This is a genomic window from Metabacillus litoralis, from assembly GCF_003667825.1.
GTDB lineage: Bacteria > Bacillota > Bacilli > Bacillales > Bacillaceae > Metabacillus > Metabacillus litoralis_B.
In genome coordinates, this window is sequence record NZ_CP033043.1 from 1,746,142 (window position 1) to 1,760,640 (window position 14,499).

The following is a 14,499-nucleotide window of genomic DNA, read 5'->3' on the forward strand; positions in this document are numbered from 1 at the left end:
CAAATATGCTCCTTTATAAAGGCTAGATATTAATGATATTATCATTTCAAATGAAAAATTAGGACTTCAAAATCATAATTTAAACCTCTCTCCATTCCATTAAAAACTCAACTTCGGAAGTCTGTTCATCCAGTCGTTCCTCTTTATTCACAAAACCATTTCTCAAATAAAAATTAACTGCAACATCATTTTTCTTGTAAACTTTCAATTGTATATTCTTCCTTTGTTTTTTTATAAAGTTCAATAATTCTTTTCCATATCCATTACCTTGATTTTCAATATCAATAAACAATGCTGCCAAATAGTTATCTACCATTGAGATGAAACCCACGATTTCTTTTGCATTGCATATAACATAATTTTCAGACATCGGAAAGTATATTTCTTTCATCTGATGTCGCTGAGAATTCCAATAATCTTTATCAATAAAATCATGAGCTATTAATGAACCTTCATACCATATATCTACCATTTTATCAAATTCTATTTCTTTACTTAATCTAATTTTCATATTATCATCCATCCTAATAAGAATAGTATCTAAGTATCCATTAAACATTAAACTTATTAACAAATATTTAAAACTCCAGAATCTCGCCCTAAACTGAATTAGCATCTTTCTATGTTCCAGAAAGGCGCTTTTATTGCTGAAGATCATTAATTTCGTAAAAAGGAAAATCGAATTTATTCCTTCTTAAAAATAGGAATTAAGATATCAAAATGAGGATTATTAAAAACACGATCATTCGGGTACCTTTCGTGTTTTATCGGTAAATCATCGTAATATTTCACACCCGGCTCTACATAAGGGGTATAATTACTTTCCTTAAGCCATTGAAGGATTTTGTTATAAGTTTGACCGATGTCTTGTCCCTTTTTGTGATGCGTCAATAAGTAAGTCATCTTGGGTACATTTATTTCTACCATACCATCGGGAAGTTGTTGTTCTTGAGTAACTTCATAAACAGAATAATGAACAAATCCATCAGGCCTAAGATGATAGGATAGACCTAATTGAGTCTCTGGATTGACAACATGATCTAACTCTCCTACTCTACTACTCATACTATTAATAAGTTTTTTCAAAGTATTAATTTCCGTGTACGAGCCACCCCACTTTAATCCGATTCCTCGATACGCAGGTATCTCAACAATTTCATAATTGAAGTTTTGCACCTTTTATCCCTCCTTCATAATTTAAGTTTTAAAGTTAATTTTCCTAGGAATATTCACAAAACAAGTTCATATTACATTCTGCTTGGTTCTTATTAACTCCTTCTTCTTCAAGAAAATGGCCATTAACAGAAAAAAGCATCTTTCCTTGTTCCAGAAAGGCGCATTTATTGCAGAAGATCATTAATTCAAAATTTTTTAGCACTAAAACTAATGTAAAATGCAGTTTGATATTTTAATTAATTATCAATTACCAAATTCATCCTTATATAGTAATATTTTATAGTCTCCCCCATGAGAGGGGGTGAGAACATGGATATAAAAGACATAATAAAAGGATTCTCTGACTATGAATTGAATGCAATTCAAACAAGTTTAAATTCCTATCTTTTTAGTAAAGAATCAAAAAGCTTAGAAAATCTTTTGAACTTAATAGTTGAAGAAATCAACAATAGAAAACACTAGATACTAGTGTATTCCATTTTCTATTCAATCTAACAACAAGGTATTACACAAAGGGGGAGACCCTCGGTTTATCTCATTAAGTCTTAGTTAACAACCACTATTTGAATATCCTCTGTTTAATAATTTATGTTAATTAAAATTGAACGTGTTTGCTTCCACATTCTTATAGATTCGATAAAAGTTCTTAAAGAATGTGTTCGATATTTGATCTGTAAAGTAATGTACTTTATTTCTTTTATATGCATCAAAAAAGTTTTATAGAAGGACAGCAACAACCAAACACCAATTTTGTAACGACTGGATAAGGTGCTAGTTATTAATCATGAAATATTTTCTTATGTCGCTATTTAGGTCTAAGAGTCATTGTAAAAATCTGTCCTTAACTGAAATAAGCACCTTCCTTATTCCCAGAAAGGCTCTTTATTTGTTGAATATCACCGCTAATGCAAAATACCCTTGCACTTTGCAGCAACTACCATGTTATGTTAGTTCAGGTCGTACCGATATTCCTTTTACTTCTTTCAATCAACTGCTGTATTCCATACAATAAATATGCTTTGTAATGTATATATGTAAAGAATTGGAAATAGTTTAACCTTTTTAGATGAACAATTTTAATTTTCTTTAAGAAAGGAATAAAGAGAAAAGCAAATAATCCATTCGCTATCGCATTAATCAATACAAATTTTTTGAAGTTACCATATGAAAATTTAAGGAACCACAAAGACATAGGAAAATAGGGACCTATATCAAAAGGAAGTTCATCCCTTATAAATGATTTTGGCTTGTCATAAAATTCCCACCACTTCCTCTTACGTCCATACAAATGATTTATAATTTCAAAAATAGCTATAAAAACGGCCGCTAAAGAATAACGTTTGACACTACTCTTACCTATAAATACAACAGAAAACCAGGGTAGAAGTATTAAAAATAAATTTAATATTTTGTGCCTCTTTGAAGCCATATGCAAATACACTCCTTAAGGAATTGTTCCATTATAGTGTCCCTATGCTCATAAATGACAGCATGTAAAATCTGAAAAATTCATAAATCATATTTACTTATTAATTGACTACTTGATTAGTGGAATTTATTAAAGCGTACCAATAACTATTTAAAAGGCAGGGATAGAATTACTTAGGAAATTTATTCACTATGTTTTGAGTTTGGACTGTGGGATATATGACACCTAACAAAGTCAATATAACTCCACTGACGAAAGATGTTTACTTTTGCCAATTAAGAGAATATCGTGTAAAGAGATAGTGTGTTATAGTGAAAATAATCATAGAAGTTAGTAAGAATATAGACTTCATCGTATCTCCTCCATTCACCTATAATATCCCAAATCCGTGTTTATATTCATTCTTGCTTGGACTCAAGCCTTTCTCTTCAACGAGATCAGCTATAAAAACAAAAATTCTGAGTTTTATAATAGCTCATAGAGTTTAAATGAAGTTTAAATCTTACCAACCAAGTGTTTCCTATGCCAAACTCAATAAACTTCAATTTCCCTTTAAAGGGTAACTCTTCACAGTCTCAATTTCATTCTGATTGATCTTTCCAATCTGGACTAACCGAAAGAAGTATCTTTCCTTTTTCCAGAAAAGAGCTTCTATTGCTGAAGGTGATTATAATAGAACTAAACCCTCATTATTTTAATACCTTTATTAGCTCAATTTCATCTCTGATTGGTATACCATCATTACCAATTAAGGGTATCTCTGGTTTTAACTTTCTTGCTTTCTTAACAGCATCAATAAAAATCTGTGACAAGATAAAACCTCGTTTTTGATAAAACTTTAGTGCTAATAAATTATCATTTGTTGTTATAAGTTTAACAAGATTACAATTTTTCTTATTAGCAAGGTTTTCCACTTCTTGAAGTAATAATGAACCTATACCTCGCCCCTCTTCAATACTATCTAATGAAATAATTTCGCACTCGTTATTTCTTATTATGTAAGTAATTAACCCAATAATTTTATCTTCTTTATCTATGACAGCAAATCCATCTAAAGAGCTACAATCGTAAATCCTACTGGATACAACCATTTCTGGACTTCCCCAATGCAACTTAAAGAAATCTATTATTTTATTACCCGATAATTCCTCAATTGCTTCTATATTCATACCAATCCACCTCTATTAAAATAACTTTGATTCTATTAGAAAAAAAGCGGCCTTGAAGAATCCAATTTTATTCATTAATTAATCGCATCTAGTATTAGAAATGCAAAAATAAGGACATCCCCTTGATTTCGCGAGTCATATCTTTTCGAACAAAAAATTACTCCTAGGGACCTCCAAAAACTAAATTTCCCGAAAACTTGTTTTTAATATTAAATTAGCCTTTTGGGTATTTAGAGAGGTATCCAGCGAAATATATGGATTTTCTTCACTATCAATTTTGCAAGCACTGATAGAGGCTTTTATTCCCAGCTGTTTTAGGCGTTGCTTATAAAAGGTGTGGTAACTTACCTTTTTAGATGGTCCTAAATGTATAGTCCCAAGAAAATCTATAGCTATTAACTCAAGGATTGCTGTTGATAAATCTTCAACGTGCACAAAGCAACGATACAGATTGGTCTGGGCCTTTACACTTTCCTTCCTTTTTATTTTCTGAATTATACGGACAGTTCTCTTTTCAATATTTAAAGAATTACCATATATAGGTCCTATTCGAATTATCATATGATTTTTGTGAGTATTCTTTATTAAGTTTTCTCCGATATTTTTTCCATTAACATAATTAGCTAAAGGAGCTTCGCTTGGGAGTAATCCAGTCTTATCTGTTTCTACATAATTTCCAGTGCCATCAGTAAATATTGCATCTGTGGACATAAAGATCAGCTTGGTTTCTTTTTTTATTAACGATAATAAATTTAAAAGTCCATTATTAACTAATTCAATTTCATTTTTATCACTCATAAGAGCCCATATAATCACATCAGGAACGGATTTATTTAGTAAGGACAACAATGAGGTTTTATTGGAAACATCTGTTTTGATGATATTGATACTATTAGATATTGTACGCGAGGTTCCGTACACAGTTATATTTTTTAAAAGTGCTTGAGCCATTATACTTGAACCTAAAAAGCCTTTTCCACCTAAAATAAGTATTTTCATTGTATCCCCTTTGAATATAGAGCTATGCTTTTCTCAAAATTCATTTTCCTAATTTTAACATATCAACTTAGTTTGTAATAAGATAGGCGCTTTGTTTATTGAATATCAATTACTGTTGAATAGTATAGATGTATTGCGTATCAAAATTTCTATCTATCATTACTTCTCTAGTTCAACAATAAAGCCACTTAGCCTTTAGTTTTAGTGTAAGCCTATTCATTCTCTATTTTAATTCTTTATAACTAAATCGGCTTGTTCTATTGGCGAAACTGTTTTCATATAATAATCTTCTGCTTTCCAGTATCTTTTTTCAAACTTCTCAATGTTTTTTTGTGTATCAACACTTTCACGTTTGAATCTCTCTTCTCGTACACAATTCAGATAAATCATAAAATCGAAGTAATTTCTCCACTCTTTTCTTTGTAAAAATACTCCTTCAATTATTATTAGACATGTATCTGGTATCTTGATCGAATTTAATTTTTGTGAATCTGAAATAGAGTCATATGCTAATAATTTTAATTCATTAGATTCTTTAAGTCTTTTGAATAAATTCTCTTTTAGCCATTCTACATCCCATTGTAAATTGTAATACTCATACCACTCTTCATTACCAGTGCTATAACGTTTTTCTCTCTCTACAATGTAATCGTCTATATGTAAAACACAAGACAAAATATCTTTTTCTTGAATATGCTGTTCGATGCTTCTTACTATTGTAGTTTTACCTGAGCGACTTAATCCATCTATACCGATTACAACCTTTTGACCTTTTTCAACTTTTGGAATGTTTTTCAATAATGTTGTTATTTTATCTTCCAAGCCCAATCCCACCCTACTTTAATATACAAAATTAAATTAATCTGTTCCATTCGTTAAAGTGTAACTCTTTGCATTCTAAATTTTATTTTAATTGTTCTTCACCAGTTTATCCTTAAAGTAAAAGAAGCACTTTCCTTGTTCAAGAAAGGTGCTTTGTTTGCTGAATAGATAGAATACTTCTAATAAACTAAACACACACATTTTGGGAAATGTGTGTTTTATTAATTCATACTAACTTAGCTTCTTATTCATAATTTGCCTTTTACTGAAGACCGCTATGGAGTTCTTCGTTAGTTCAAAGAAGGCCCTTCATTTTTACAATCTATTCTTCCATTACCTCCACTTTAGAGGCAGACATTTGGAGAGGATCAGAATCTAAGATAGGACTATCTTTGTCCCTCCACACCCTTACTAATTGACCAACTTCAAATTTCTTAGAAGTATCTTTAAAATAAAATCTAACAGCTTTTCCGTTTCTTTTGCTAAGATAGTGTCACCTATCTCTCTTCCTCTATTTCAAAAATAGAATCAATTATAATCGGAAGATTGTCTCTAACAGAAACTGCACCTAATACTGAACGGGCATGATTACCTTTATCTCCGAATACTTGTAACATTAATTCAGAGCAACCATTTAAAACTTTATGATGCTCTTCGAACTCTGGCATTGAATTTACAAATCCCTGAATTTTTACTACTCTTTTAACTTTATCCAAAGAACCTAAAGCCTGTTTTAATACAGCAAGGATCTCAATCCAGTTTCACGTGCATATTCATATCCTTCTACAGTTGAGAAATCCTTACCTAACTTTCCTTTCGGATTACCTGAAGGACCTTTTCCAGATACAAACATTAATCCATTTACTATAACATAGTTAGAATACTTAGCTTGAGGGTCACTTGCATCAGGCAAATTTATACCCAAGATCTCTAGTTTTTTTGCAGCAGTATTTTCTGTCATTAAAATCCCTCCATATTATTGGTATAAATATCCAAATTATGAAGTTAATATTAACATTTATTCACACGAAAGGAATATATTGTTTGAATTTTTCGCATCGTATTTTCTAACTAACAAGTCTACTACTGAACTTCTATAATTTTGGCTTTACGTAAAAACCGCAAATACTGTTACTCATGCGTGCTTTTATTGTAGAATATCACTTAGGTTAAAGGACAATAACTGCCATAAATGAATACTACCTCTTTATTTTAATTTTATAGAAAGTTTGCTTCCTTCTTTAATCTCTTTACCTTCACCTATACTTTGTGAACTTACAAATCCATTCCCTTCATGTTGGATTTCTAGCCCAGTTAAGCTACTTAGTTTCATAACATCAGAAAGGCTCCATCCAGTTATATCAGGCATTACCATTTTACCTTCTGTCTTTATTAATACTTTTGACCCCTTTAACAACTCTGTTCCTTTAATTGGTTCTGTCTCTACTACCTTTTCTCCTTGACCAAGTATTATAGGTTCTAACCCTTTGTCTTTTAGGATGCTAACTGAATTTTTAACTGATTTTTCTTTATAGGATTCCATGATTGTTGGGGTTACTTCTTCACTGTTACTTTTGTTATTGTCTACATCAGAAGTAGCGTTTAGCTTGTTAAGACCATAATTATTGCTACTAAGAGGAAGAGGATTATGTGAACTATGTGTTTACAATCTTCCGGTTACAAATATTTATGATTTAGTTGTTTTAGATTCTAATTCAACTAGAGGAAGTATTGTGTAATATAATCTTTATAACGAACTCAAGACCCAAAATGAAAATCAAGTAGTGCATTTCACTACCTGTTTTTCATTTTTTTTATTTAATATCTAAATCCGCCACCGTAACCATATCCACCAGCACCAACGATGATTAGCAGAATGAAAAGAACAACGATTAAAGCAAAGCCTGCACCTGCATAACCTACTCCACTCATTATCAATACTTATATCCTATTTAAAGGTGATGTTAAATGAATTGGACATTTTCCCTTATGAAAATTAATTATCCATTCCTGGCTTATAAAGATATGGATTATTTGTATTTGAATTTTCGTTAGGATTATCTGTATCTACTGATAAGGTACCTTGTTGTGTGTATGTTGCGAGTGTAATATCCGAAATATTTTGGATATTCTTTTGATTAGCCATTAGTTGCATATTAAGCCATTCTTCATCCTTATCTAAGAACTTTAAGTTATGATATATAATTTGCCCATTCATAATAATCGGAATTGGGATAAATGTAGGTGATGGATGCAAATTTAAATCACTTGGTTGTAATGGTCTAGCATAAGATTTTGGGATGACACTGACTTTCCCCATATCTTCCAATACTGCAAGTTCTACATCCGCAGTTTTTGTATATCCTTGTTGTCTTAAGGTGCTAATTAATTCACTAGTCGTAATTCTTGCTTTTTTTAATCCTTTTTCATCAATGTCACCATTTCTAACTAATACAGTAGGCTTCGCTATTAAAAACCATCTAAGTTTATTATTGAGTGTTGCATAAGAAAATAAGATGTATGAAATAAGAAACACTAACCCATAGGTTAAAGCTTCAACTGTTTGCTTCGTTACTAAAGGCTCACTAACAATCGTTCCTAAAACTATGATAAATAATAAATCAAAGCTATTCATTTCTGATACAGCTTTTTTACCACCAAAACGTATTAATATATAAGCTCCTATAAAAATGGCAATTGGTTTAACAACATACGTAAGTAATATATCCAAGTAAATCACCCCATTGATGAAAAAACTCCTTAAGAAAGGAGTTTATTGTTGTTTATATTGTGGCTCTTGAGATTGAATATACTCATAGCGAGCCTTTAGATTATCAATAATTTGTTGTTGTTGATTTGCAAGGTTTTGAAACATTGTTTTTGCATTTTGATCTTGAGTTTCTAATGAAAAAGAATGAAGATTAGCAATTGTACTTTCACAACTAGCTATTGTTTCAAGCATTTTTGTTCCTACTGTCATTTCTTTCACCTCCTGCAAACTCATAAATACTTGTTTTATTTTGCACATTAGTATCCTAAAAATTCTTATGGTAAGTACATAAAGTCACCTTAAAATTAAAACCTTTGCTACACAGTATGGAGAAAAATATGAAAAGTCCTTTAAACTCTAATTACTAAATAATCTCCATTCTTCATCTTCACCACATCCGCTATCATAGCTTTTGCAATATCCACTGTCATTTCTTTTTGTTCTTCTTCATTTTCAGCTAACAACGATGTTTGTTTACCTCCTAAGACTCTTTCTTTATTTAATGTAATTAGTGCTAATAGTTCATAGTTAGGTCTTTCAGATGCTTCACGTCCCATAGTTATTCCCTCCCCACGAGATTGGTATCCATCACAGCATGGCTTTTCTTTGTACTTTCTAATAATGGTGTTTTCTTTACTGCTTCAATCAATCTATCAATATCTTTAATGATTGGAACAAGAGTAATTACTATCCTACCTTCTGCATATTCTTTACGAGTAAAATGATATCGTTTAACACCTAAAGTTCGTGTGGCTTCAAATAAAGCTGCTTGTCTTTGTCCATAATTATCTAATGAAATGCGGAAATGCTCTTCATTAGGGTATATTACTACCGCTAAACCTTCTTCTTGAAACAAATTTGATGCATTTTCAGATCCTAAGAGATTGGAAACGTATATTCCATCAACAAATAATTCTGAGCCTTTTACCTCTACTTTCCCTTCTTTTACTTGGGCAATATCACCAATTGTTTTACCTTTAGAAAAGCGTTTTAAAACATAAAGTACAACTAGTCCTACCAATGTTCCTGAAATTACATTAATCCAAATTATCTCGTTAAATTGTTGAACTAATTGGATAGTTAAACCTGTTATAAAAGAAACGATCAAAGAAAAGTAATTCCTTGATTCAAATGTTTTTGCAATTCCATCAATATAAGCATCTCCACGATATGCATACTCCGTGTTCTCCAAGTCCTTAAAACTTTCCCTTTCAGACTTTCTAACTTCCCTAAACTGCTGAATAGCTAAGGTTAAGAACGTTACAAGCCACAAAGTTCTTTGTCATTAAAGCTGGAATTGCCACTGCACCTAATGCAGCTGCTACGAAACCTGTTACAAGATGAATTAAATATCCGTTTGGATAACTAGGATACTGCCTAAAGTCTTGTTTAATTGTTAACAGTCGAGCAAGTGTACCAATTACTATGGCTGTTAAAATAAGTACAATATGTTCTGTGGATATGGCACCGTCCTTCATAAAATCACTTCATTGGCATTTTTTCTCTTATCATTAGACATTTATTTTGTTCTCATGCAAATAATAAATAAATACTTCTCCGACGAAATTACAGTATTGCAGATGAACATGTCTTTGAAATTTTACAACAAATGATTAATCATTCATTACATGATTAGGAGGTAATTCATATGCATCATCACCTCCACTCTAGAGAGGGAAATAAAAAAGGGTTAATTTTTAAAGTAAAAGATCAAAAGTATAGTTTAGTCCATACTAGTTTGAGAACTGCTCGCTCCGCGGTATCTAGTTTACTACGTAATAAAAGAGTTACTGCACAATCTGACCCTAAAACTGAAATAAGCGCTTTTGATTGCTAAAGATTAACTTTATAGCAAGTTCTTACAATAGAAATAAAAAATATATTTCCCTTAAAATCTGCTTAGTAATCTTTTTACTGCGTTACTTATACTAACCTACGAGGTTTCAAATACTGATAGGACTTTATTAATTCCTACTATGTAATATCATGACATTTTTGTAGGCTTTTTTTAATACAATTATTGGTAGAGGTGATGATAAGTGACAAGGGTAAAACATACCAACAAGGACATTGATTTAATAGCAAGGATGATACATGCAGAAGCCGTCGGCGAGGGGCGACTAGGAATGCTCATGGTTGGGAATGTCATTGTAAATAGAGCAGTAGCTGATTGTTTAGATTTTAAGGCTGCAAGAACCATACGAGATGTGATTTTTCAGGTTCAAGGCGGTAATTACTCTTTTGAGGCTGTACAAAAAGGGAGTTTATTTTATAAACCAGCAAGAGATGTAGAAAGAAAATTGGCACGTGAAGTAGTTAAGTATTGGAGACAACATCCTTCTAAGTATGCTCTTTGGTATTTCAACCCGTATGGTTCGTGTCCACCTACATGGTATAATCAACCATTTGCGGGACAATATAAACAACATTGTTACTATGAGCCGCAGGCTAATACATGCGAAAGTGCTTATAGGTATTAAAATAGTAATCTTGTTTACAGGCTCTTAGCAGTTATTCCACAAAAGTGGCATTTAATGAGAGCTATTACTCTTCAAATCAAAAAGCTTGAGTGTAGATATGGCTCAAGCTTTTTGCTGCTGATACATTGTTATTTTTTGCTATTTAAACATATGCTAATATAATTTTAGTTTATCTCATATTATAGAAAATACTTTTTTCAGGGAATTTTATAATTTAAAATCATTAGTCTCCAATGCTAACTCTAAGAATTTGTGTTTGGTTCTTACCAAAAGAAGAATGGTAATAGTGTTAAAGCTGTGAATCCTCCAAATGGATAACGGACAAAAGGTCTTACAGGATAAGGTCTTGCGAAAGGACGATAAAAAGGTCCAAAGAAACCGTATCCTTGTTCTACTTCATTAGGTTTATTAAATTCTTCAAGTTCAATCCCATCATTATTCACATACTCGTTACGGGAAAAACTCCAACAAGAGATACCTCTTCTTGGCAATAGTAGAAATTAATTTTAACCATTTTCCTCCAGTTCCATTTCTATATACTGCTTCGTGTTTGGACCATAAATACCATCGTTTACTAAGGCAGCATACATTGATTGAAATCTTCTTACTGCATCTTCAGTTAGAGGTCCATATATTCCATCAATATATTTTGGATCAAAATTTATTTCTTTTAAAGCCCTTTGTAATTGCTTCACCTTAGGACCTTCATCTCCCCGTGATAAAATTCCATTAGGTAAAGGAAATTCATTTATACTCCGACTTGATGAAGTTACTTCTTTTAACTTATTTAATGTATTTGGTCCAACAAGTCCATCGACAAGCAAATCATATTTTTTCTGAAACCTCATAACTGCGCGTTTTGTTTCTGATCCATATATGCCATCAGCGCCGTAAATTGGCAAGCCAATTCCAGCTTTAATTAGATCTTTTTGTATATCTCTTACAAAAGGACCCTCATCGCCTATGTTTAATGGTAGTTCGATAGATTCCCCCTTGATAACAGGGTCAGGAATATCCTTACCTTTAAAATACTTTTCAGTCGCCTGTACAACATCATTAATAAATTCATCCCATGATATTCCGTACCTATTAAGAGCATTTTGTGGGTCTGTTCTTCTTGTGGGATCTAATGAACTGTGAGCGATGATATCTGTTCTCGGATTTAGGTTGTATTTATCAACTAGGTAAGCATGGTACCACACATATCTTCTGTAAGCTTCCCAAAAGTCTATGTCCCCTCCATATGTTAGTTCAACTCCAATTGCAGCATCATTTGCATCATCACCATATATTTCATCATCTTTCTCTACTTCATATCGGACATGCCATGCCTTTTCGTTTGTAGGAATGATTTCCAGGATATACTTATCATCGATAAACGTATGAGCAGATGCAGAAGGTTGGACTCTGTCAAAATAATTTCGATTTGCATAAGCACTTGCACCAGGATTTCCAGTGTCATGACTCACTATAAACTTAACATCACTTATCATTTCACCAGAGCGCGAATTACCATAGCTAATATAATCTCTTGTAATATCATATTCCAAACGTATCTCTCCCTCATATTGACATCATTTATATATATGAGTGGATTTTCGAAATTTGCAGTTACCTATTAAGATTTCACATAATATTTAAAGACTTTTTGATTCAAGTCGAAACATTTTAATCTAATTATCCGTCTTGGAATGGTTCAAATTGTACATGGTGAAGTGTAACACACAAAGGGTTACAAAAACAGAATCTGATTACTCCTCTCTCCCAACACCACGTGAAAAAATGTAAGATCGTCACAATCGAGTTATTGTTGATAACGTCGGTTTCCCCGCAATAGCTTATACTGTTAAAAGAGGAACAACAAATGATGACAAACTAAAAACAGCAAAAAAACTTGCTAAATATATAGACTTTAAAACTAATTTTCTTAAAAACGAATCAAGTCCGCTAGATATAAAAGAATTACTGGGTAGCAACCCAACCTGAAAAAGCAAATTCTTTGTTAACTGATAAGGAACTTGCTTTGGAGACAACCGATGCTTATCTTTGTTATTTCAATAGGAACAATATTAATACAACCGTTGGGAGTTTCAAAAATTAATTAAATTCTTAAGCCTTCGATGGTTGTCGTACTATAAACTAGTATGTGCAAAAAATAATGTAATGACCAAAACACTTCCCTCTCCCTTTAACCTATAATAGTATATTCAAAATTAAAAAGACTAATAAAAAAACACATAAATACTGTAAGGGACTTAACTCGGTGAATCATCCGAGTTGTTGCTTAACCTTTTTACACTAATTCTTTTCTAGTTAGCTCCAGCACTGTTTCATCACGTTCACTTCAATCTCGATTTAATTAGTGGGAAAGAAATAGGTAGGATTTTGGGAGTACTTCTCTTAAGGACCAACTACTTCACTCATTTCAAACCTCCAATTATCTTACTAAATTATATAAAGATAGTTAGTACATTTCCTTAATCTGAATTAATGGTCCCTCTCTCAAAATAATAAGTCCCTGCAAACACTCTTAACGGTTCGTATGAAGTATATATAATAATAAAAGGTCATCTAAACTTATCACAATAATAACAATGCATAATATCATATATCATAAATAGAAATTTAAATATTTGAAAAAAGGATGGATATAAATGCCTTGTTGCGTTGTTGGCCCTGTAAAATTAAACAGTGTAAGTGGAGGAACTGTAAACTTTGGAGATGCATTTTACATTGCTCCCAAAAGCGTTGATAAAGCCATTTCTGGAGCTGGTGGTGGTGGAGTTGGTGATCTACAATTTGTTTGTGTTGGAGCAAGTTTAACTTATGGAATAGATCCTGATGTAGTTGATCAACCCGTAATAGCTAATAACTAAAAATATATACCTCTCATGAATGTACCCTGAGCATGAGTTTATTAAAGAGAAACTATTATTTACCCTTTTGACACTTTATTAGTGGAACACGAAGAGAAAGGGGATAAAACAATTGAGTTCAAATAAAGAAGATCTGAAGAATCAGTTAACTGAATCATCATTTTATTACTTAATGAAATATATGGATTCATTTATTGATGAATCTTTACAACATTTTAACTCTATTTTTAACTATAAAGCATTTGAATTAGACATGTATGAAACGGAAACCGAAGTTGTGATCGAGGCAAAATTACCAGGTTATAATCGTGATCAAATCCAATTAGAAATAATCGAGGATCAGCTACGAATAGCCGTTGAAGATTCTAAAGTAGTGAAAGAAAATGATATGCAAAATCACCCATACAAAAAGCAGCAATCTTTTCAAAAAATAGAACGTCTAATCACACTACCGTTTACTATTTCTGAAGCCGATACAAAAGCTACCTATAAGGATGGAATAATACAAATCACTACTCCTAAAAGGAAACCGAAGTTTATTGAGATTGATGAATAGATATTTTTCAAAATAAAAACAGTGAAATTTGATATGGAATGACACTGTTTTTATTATTTTTTATAGATGTTAAAACATTGCCAAACTGCAAAAAGATACCTTATTTAATTTTCCAATTCTTTAATTCACCTTCTAGTACATTCCTTTTTATTAAATCTGTATGTATTTTTTCATAATTGTTGATATAAACCCTCTTTAATAGTAGCTCCCAGGTTTCCAGGA

At 31.8% G+C, this 14,499-nt stretch carries 21 protein-coding genes and 3 pseudogenes; 4 read left to right on the forward strand and 20 right to left on the reverse strand.

Going from position 1 to position 14,499, the window contains the following annotated elements; all coding sequences use genetic code 11:
• Nucleotides 1-79 precede the first annotated feature (79 nt).
• Nucleotides 80-511, reverse strand: coding sequence for a GNAT family N-acetyltransferase (locus D9842_RS08365; RefSeq protein WP_121664995.1), 432 nt, complete (start codon nucleotides 509-511; stop codon nucleotides 80-82).
• Between the two features lie 173 nt (nucleotides 512-684).
• The gene (locus D9842_RS08370; protein WP_121662135.1) at nucleotides 685-1,176 is read right to left on the reverse strand and encodes a GyrI-like domain-containing protein; all 492 of its coding nucleotides are present in this window, start codon (nucleotides 1,174-1,176) and stop codon (nucleotides 685-687) included.
• A 309-nt stretch (nucleotides 1,177-1,485) separates the two neighbouring features.
• Between D9842_RS08370 and D9842_RS25795 the strand changes: the two genes are divergently transcribed.
• Entirely contained in the window at nucleotides 1,486-1,638 is a 153-nt protein-coding gene (locus D9842_RS25795; RefSeq protein WP_162987367.1) for a hypothetical protein, read from the forward strand.
• 490 nt (nucleotides 1,639-2,128) lie between these two features.
• Here the strand turns inward: D9842_RS25795 and D9842_RS08375 are convergent, their stop codons facing one another.
• From D9842_RS08375 to D9842_RS26295, 15 genes and pseudogenes are all read right to left on the reverse strand, one after another.
• Nucleotides 2,129-2,605: a hypothetical protein gene (locus D9842_RS08375; RefSeq protein WP_121662136.1), complete on the reverse strand. Its 477-nt coding sequence runs from the start codon at nucleotides 2,603-2,605 to the stop codon at nucleotides 2,129-2,131.
• A gap of 689 nt (nucleotides 2,606-3,294) precedes the next feature.
• Nucleotides 3,295-3,774, reverse strand: a complete 480-nt coding sequence (locus D9842_RS08380; RefSeq protein WP_121662137.1) for a GNAT family N-acetyltransferase — start codon at nucleotides 3,772-3,774, stop codon at nucleotides 3,295-3,297.
• 74 nt (nucleotides 3,775-3,848) lie between these two features.
• A pseudogene (locus tag D9842_RS26655) lies at nucleotides 3,849-3,938 on the reverse strand (class I SAM-dependent methyltransferase); the annotation flags it as partial.
• A gap of 16 nt (nucleotides 3,939-3,954) precedes the next feature.
• Nucleotides 3,955-4,773, reverse strand: coding sequence for a sugar nucleotide-binding protein (locus D9842_RS08390; protein WP_121662138.1), 819 nt, complete (start codon nucleotides 4,771-4,773; stop codon nucleotides 3,955-3,957).
• A gap of 228 nt (nucleotides 4,774-5,001) precedes the next feature.
• Nucleotides 5,002-5,595, reverse strand: coding sequence for a kinase (locus tag D9842_RS08395; RefSeq protein WP_121662139.1), 594 nt, complete (start codon nucleotides 5,593-5,595; stop codon nucleotides 5,002-5,004).
• 322 nt (nucleotides 5,596-5,917) lie between these two features.
• A pseudogene (locus D9842_RS26660) lies at nucleotides 5,918-6,058 on the reverse strand (DUF3221 domain-containing protein); the annotation flags it as partial.
• 34 nt (nucleotides 6,059-6,092) lie between these two features.
• Nucleotides 6,093-6,311 (reverse strand): RidA family protein, encoded by a 219-nt coding sequence (locus D9842_RS26530; protein WP_306821513.1) that lies wholly within the window; start codon nucleotides 6,309-6,311, stop codon nucleotides 6,093-6,095.
• Between the two features lie 17 nt (nucleotides 6,312-6,328).
• Nucleotides 6,329-6,556 (reverse strand): RidA family protein, encoded by a 228-nt coding sequence (locus D9842_RS26535; RefSeq protein WP_306821514.1) that lies wholly within the window; start codon nucleotides 6,554-6,556, stop codon nucleotides 6,329-6,331.
• 246 nt (nucleotides 6,557-6,802) lie between these two features.
• Nucleotides 6,803-7,138: a PASTA domain-containing protein gene (locus D9842_RS08410; protein ID WP_121662141.1), complete on the reverse strand. Its 336-nt coding sequence runs from the start codon at nucleotides 7,136-7,138 to the stop codon at nucleotides 6,803-6,805.
• Between the two features lie 275 nt (nucleotides 7,139-7,413).
• Nucleotides 7,414-7,527, reverse strand: a complete 114-nt coding sequence (locus tag D9842_RS08415; protein WP_121662142.1) for a YjcZ family sporulation protein — start codon at nucleotides 7,525-7,527, stop codon at nucleotides 7,414-7,416.
• Between the two features lie 64 nt (nucleotides 7,528-7,591).
• The gene (locus D9842_RS08420) at nucleotides 7,592-8,326 is read right to left on the reverse strand and encodes a YetF domain-containing protein (RefSeq protein ID WP_121662143.1); all 735 of its coding nucleotides are present in this window, start codon (nucleotides 8,324-8,326) and stop codon (nucleotides 7,592-7,594) included.
• Between the two features lie 42 nt (nucleotides 8,327-8,368).
• A complete protein-coding gene (locus tag D9842_RS08425; protein WP_121662144.1) occupies nucleotides 8,369-8,575 on the reverse strand; it encodes a DUF1657 domain-containing protein in 207 nt (68 codons plus the stop codon).
• Nucleotides 8,576-8,715: 140 nt separating this feature from the next.
• Nucleotides 8,716-8,922, reverse strand: a complete 207-nt coding sequence (locus D9842_RS08430; RefSeq protein WP_121662145.1) for a capping complex subunit for YIEGIA — start codon at nucleotides 8,920-8,922, stop codon at nucleotides 8,716-8,718.
• A gap of 2 nt (nucleotides 8,923-8,924) precedes the next feature.
• Complete coding sequence (locus tag D9842_RS08435; protein WP_373995099.1) at nucleotides 8,925-9,557, reverse strand: YIEGIA domain-containing protein; 633 nt, start codon at nucleotides 9,555-9,557, stop codon at nucleotides 8,925-8,927.
• 37 nt (nucleotides 9,558-9,594) lie between these two features.
• The gene (locus tag D9842_RS26295) at nucleotides 9,595-9,843 is read right to left on the reverse strand and encodes a YIEGIA domain-containing protein (protein ID WP_257536018.1); all 249 of its coding nucleotides are present in this window, start codon (nucleotides 9,841-9,843) and stop codon (nucleotides 9,595-9,597) included.
• A gap of 561 nt (nucleotides 9,844-10,404) precedes the next feature.
• Here D9842_RS26295 and D9842_RS08445 point away from each other — a divergent pair.
• Complete coding sequence (locus D9842_RS08445) at nucleotides 10,405-10,845, forward strand: cell wall hydrolase (protein WP_121662147.1); 441 nt, start codon at nucleotides 10,405-10,407, stop codon at nucleotides 10,843-10,845.
• A 263-nt stretch (nucleotides 10,846-11,108) separates the two neighbouring features.
• Here the strand turns inward: D9842_RS08445 and D9842_RS08450 are convergent, their stop codons facing one another.
• The 3 genes and pseudogenes from D9842_RS08450 to D9842_RS26305 all read right to left on the reverse strand — a co-directional run.
• A complete protein-coding gene (locus D9842_RS08450) occupies nucleotides 11,109-11,288 on the reverse strand; it encodes a hypothetical protein (RefSeq protein WP_121662148.1) in 180 nt (59 codons plus the stop codon).
• Between the two features lie 63 nt (nucleotides 11,289-11,351).
• Nucleotides 11,352-11,906, reverse strand: a complete 555-nt coding sequence (locus tag D9842_RS26300) for a peptidoglycan-binding domain-containing protein (RefSeq protein WP_257536058.1) — start codon at nucleotides 11,904-11,906, stop codon at nucleotides 11,352-11,354.
• Nucleotides 11,895-12,338, reverse strand: a pseudogene (locus D9842_RS26305) (peptidoglycan recognition protein family protein); the annotation flags it as partial. The pseudogene D9842_RS26305 and the gene D9842_RS26300, both read right to left, overlap by 12 nt.
• A gap of 1,161 nt (nucleotides 12,339-13,499) precedes the next feature.
• On the opposite strand from D9842_RS26305, the gene D9842_RS08460 reads away from it, so the two are divergent.
• Both D9842_RS08460 and D9842_RS08465 read left to right on the forward strand, forming a co-directional pair.
• A complete protein-coding gene (locus tag D9842_RS08460) occupies nucleotides 13,500-13,721 on the forward strand; it encodes a spore germination protein (protein ID WP_121662149.1) in 222 nt (73 codons plus the stop codon).
• Between the two features lie 112 nt (nucleotides 13,722-13,833).
• Nucleotides 13,834-14,277 carry an Hsp20/alpha crystallin family protein gene (locus D9842_RS08465; RefSeq protein WP_121662150.1) on the forward strand — a complete coding sequence of 148 codons (444 nt, stop codon included), beginning with the start codon at nucleotides 13,834-13,836 and terminating at the stop codon, nucleotides 14,275-14,277.
• Nucleotides 14,278-14,499 lie beyond the last annotated feature (222 nt).

Excerpts from the sequence above, each read along its gene's own strand:
- D9842_RS08410 (WP_121662141.1), bottom strand. The coding sequence starts at position 7,138 with ATGGAATCCTATAAAGAAAAATCAGTTAAAAATTCAGTTAGCATCCTA.
- D9842_RS08375 (WP_121662136.1), bottom strand. The coding sequence starts at position 2,605 with ATGGCTTCAAAGAGGCACAAAATATTAAATTTATTTTTAATACTTCTA.
- D9842_RS08425 (WP_121662144.1), bottom strand. The coding sequence starts at position 8,575 with ATGACAGTAGGAACAAAAATGCTTGAAACAATAGCTAGTTGTGAAAGT.
- D9842_RS26295 (WP_257536018.1), bottom strand. The coding sequence starts at position 9,843 with ATGAAGGACGGTGCCATATCCACAGAACATATTGTACTTATTTTAACA.
- D9842_RS08365 (WP_121664995.1), bottom strand. The coding sequence starts at position 511 with ATGAAAATTAGATTAAGTAAAGAAATAGAATTTGATAAAATGGTAGAT.
- D9842_RS08415 (WP_121662142.1), bottom strand. The coding sequence starts at position 7,527 with ATGAGTGGAGTAGGTTATGCAGGTGCAGGCTTTGCTTTAATCGTTGTT.
- D9842_RS25795 (WP_162987367.1), top strand. The coding sequence starts at position 1,486 with ATGGATATAAAAGACATAATAAAAGGATTCTCTGACTATGAATTGAAT.
- D9842_RS08460 (WP_121662149.1), top strand. The coding sequence starts at position 13,500 with ATGCCTTGTTGCGTTGTTGGCCCTGTAAAATTAAACAGTGTAAGTGGA.
- D9842_RS08380 (WP_121662137.1), bottom strand. The coding sequence starts at position 3,774 with ATGAATATAGAAGCAATTGAGGAATTATCGGGTAATAAAATAATAGAT.
- D9842_RS08430 (WP_121662145.1), bottom strand. The coding sequence starts at position 8,922 with ATGGGACGTGAAGCATCTGAAAGACCTAACTATGAACTATTAGCACTA.
- D9842_RS08390 (WP_121662138.1), bottom strand. The coding sequence starts at position 4,773 with ATGAAAATACTTATTTTAGGTGGAAAAGGCTTTTTAGGTTCAAGTATA.
- D9842_RS26535 (WP_306821514.1), bottom strand. The coding sequence starts at position 6,556 with ATGACAGAAAATACTGCTGCAAAAAAACTAGAGATCTTGGGTATAAAT.